Origin of the sequence: Xanthomonas sp. SHU 308, from assembly GCF_000364645.1 — a bacterium.
GTDB classification, from domain to species: domain Bacteria; phylum Pseudomonadota; class Gammaproteobacteria; order Xanthomonadales; family Xanthomonadaceae; genus Xanthomonas_A; species Xanthomonas_A sontii.
In genome coordinates this window covers 1-2,417 of sequence record NZ_AQOK01000607.1, presented here as the reverse complement: position 1 = coordinate 2,417, position 2,417 = coordinate 1, and the positions used below count along the sequence as shown (strand labels likewise).

Sequence of the window (2,417 nt, the reverse complement as noted above, 5' to 3'; positions counted from 1 at the left end):
GCCCAGGTCGCCCCGCCGCATCGGCTCGGCGCCGGGACGCTTGCTGATCAGGTTGACCAGGCCGCCCGGCAGCACCTGTCCGTACAGCAGCGAGGCCGGGCCCTTCAGCACCTCCACCTGCTGCACGCCGAACAGTTGCTCGGCCACGCGGTTGCTGTCGGCGGTGCGCAGGCCGTCGACGAACAGCGCGTCGGAGGCGGTCTGGCCGCGGATGATCAGGTCGTCCCAGCCGCGCCGGCCGTAGGTGTTGGCGACGACCCCGGAGACGTTGTGCAGGGCATCGGACAGGGTGCGCGCCTGCTGGCTGTCCAGCAGCGCGCGCGGCACCACGGTGATCGAGAACGGCGTCTGCGCCAGCGGCGCATCCGACTTGTCGGCCTGCACCGGTCCGGTGGCGCGGAAGCCGCTCTGCGCATCGGCGCGCACCTGCACCGTGGGCAGGGCGGTCGCCTGTGCGGCATCGACGCCGCTGTCGGCGTCCGAGGCGGTGTCGGCACTGGCGGCGTGCGCAGGCAGGGACAGCGCCATGCCCAGCAGGCAGGCGCACGAAAGGGGATGCAGTGTCATCGAGACCGTGGGGCGAAAGTTCTAATCGAGAATGATTATATTTCGCGAAACGGGCGTTGGGAATGCCCTGTGTCACCGCGGTCGGCCGACGCCGGCTGCGTCGGGTCGGTGCGGTTTGACTGGGGCTGGCATCGCCGTGGCGTTGCGCCCTTGCGGCGATCGCGGGCTTGAGCGCACACGCCGTCGGACGCGCGGATCACGACCGACTGCGCGCGTGTTGCGCCCGAGTCGCGCCCGCGCGTGATGTCGGATCGGCGGGCGCGCCGTCTATCGCAGACGGCGCGCGTGAGATGCGTGTGCGGCCGACTCAGCCGGCGACGCGGAACACGCCGGGCTGGCCGCCGGGCGGCGTGCCTTCGAACTGGATCAGCGAGGCGACCAGTTCGGCATGCAGGCGGATGCGGCCCATCTCGCGCATGATCCGGATGTCCTCGTGGCGCAGTTCGCGGTTGGCCACCACCTCGCGCTTGTAGGCGAGGATCTCCGGGTACTTGCGCGCCATGTTCAGCGCGTCGGCCACGCATTCCACGGTATCGGCATCGGCCGACAGTGGTTCGCGGCTGTTGAACGCGGTGAGCCAGCGCTCGAAGCCGGCGGTGCGGTCGAACATGTTGGCGATGAACCAGATCACGAACAGGATCGCCACCCACGAGGTGACCACGATGACGATGCGCGAGAACGTCAGGTGGTAGTCGTGCTGCCACAACTGCGCGGTGATCACGCCGAGCAGGATCAGCGAGATCGCCTGCCAGCCGATGATCGACGCCACCAGCCACTGCTGCTTGGCCTTGGCCAGCAACGCGACCTCTTCGCGGATCTGCGCCTCGCTCTTGTGCTGCCAGTGCGCGACCTGTTCGGGAAACGAGCGCTGGTGCAGCGCGTTGTCCTCGAGCAGCAATCCCAAGCCTTTGAACAGAGCGAGCATGACGGGCTCCTTGCAGATGCGGTGACGGACGCGGAACGTCGGTTGGCGATCTTGAGGCAGCTTCTTTCTAGCACAGCGGCCGCAAAGTGCATGCTGCGGTCGCACATGCGGCGCGGCCGCGGCGCGCCATACGCCATCGCACGGCGCTCGCGCCGCTTTCGCTACCATCGGCGCATGCCCCCGCTGCTACGCACCCTCTCCGCTCCGGCCACCGCGCAGATCCGCCGCTGGGTGCTGGGCGCGTTCCCGCGCGAACGCGACGCCATCGACTACGACCAGCCGCTCGGCGATGTGGGCCTGTTCGGTCCGGACAGCGTCACCTGGCGCATCCATGCCGAGTTTCCCGGGATGCTGGCCGGCGGGCTGTGTGCGCTGCTGCTGCAGACCCTGCATCCGCTGGCGCTGGCCGGGGTCTACGACCATTCCAACTTTCGCGAGGATCTGGTCGGGCGCCTGCGCCGCACCACCCAGTTCGTCGCCGCCACCAGCTACGCGCCCACCGACGCGGCGCAGCGCCAGATCGCCCGTGTGCGTGCGATCCACACGCGGGTGCGCGGCCACACGCCCGACGGGCGCGCTTACGCCGCCGACGATCCGGCGCTGCTGACCTGGGTCCACGTGACCGAGGCCTACGGCTTCCTGCAGGGCTACCGCCGCTACTGCCGCGCGGTGCCGGCGGCGATCGCCGACCGCTATTACGACGAAGGCCGGCGCGTCGCCGAAGCGCTGGGCGCACGCGACGTCCCGGCCAGCGAGGCGGCGGTGCTGGACTATTTCGCGCGGCAGCGGCCGCTGCTGCGGGTGGATGCGCGCTCGCGCGAGGTGCTGGCGGTGCTGTCCGGCCTGCGCCTGCCGGTGCCGGCGCCGGGACTGTCGCGCGAACTGTTCCTGGGCGCCGGCGCGGCCTTGTTGCCGCCATGGGCCA

The 2,417-nt window shown here is 70.3% G+C and carries 3 protein-coding genes; 1 reads left to right on the top strand and 2 read right to left on the bottom strand.

Annotated features, from left to right (window positions below; translation table 11 throughout):
- Together D588_RS0117300 and D588_RS0117295 are read right to left on the bottom strand one after the other, a co-directional pair.
- Positions 1–567: TonB-dependent receptor plug domain-containing protein (locus D588_RS0117300; protein ID WP_157836485.1), on the bottom strand; the 567-nt coding region annotated here is incomplete at its 3' end.
- Positions 568–874: 307 nt separating this feature from the next.
- Positions 875–1,660, bottom strand: a complete 786-nt coding sequence (locus D588_RS0117295; protein ID WP_226978460.1) for a hypothetical protein — start codon at positions 1,658–1,660, stop codon at positions 875–877.
- A gap of 6 nt (positions 1,661–1,666) precedes the next feature.
- Between D588_RS0117295 and D588_RS0117290 the strand changes: the two genes are divergently transcribed.
- On the top strand, positions 1,667–2,417 hold a 751-nt coding region (locus tag D588_RS0117290), incomplete at its 3' end, for an oxygenase MpaB family protein (RefSeq protein ID WP_026143827.1).

What these genes read in the sequence shown, in the direction of transcription:
- D588_RS0117295 (WP_226978460.1), bottom strand. Translation starts at nt 1,660, where the DNA reads ATGGTAGCGAAAGCGGCGCGAGCGCCGTGCGATGGCGTATGGCGCGCC.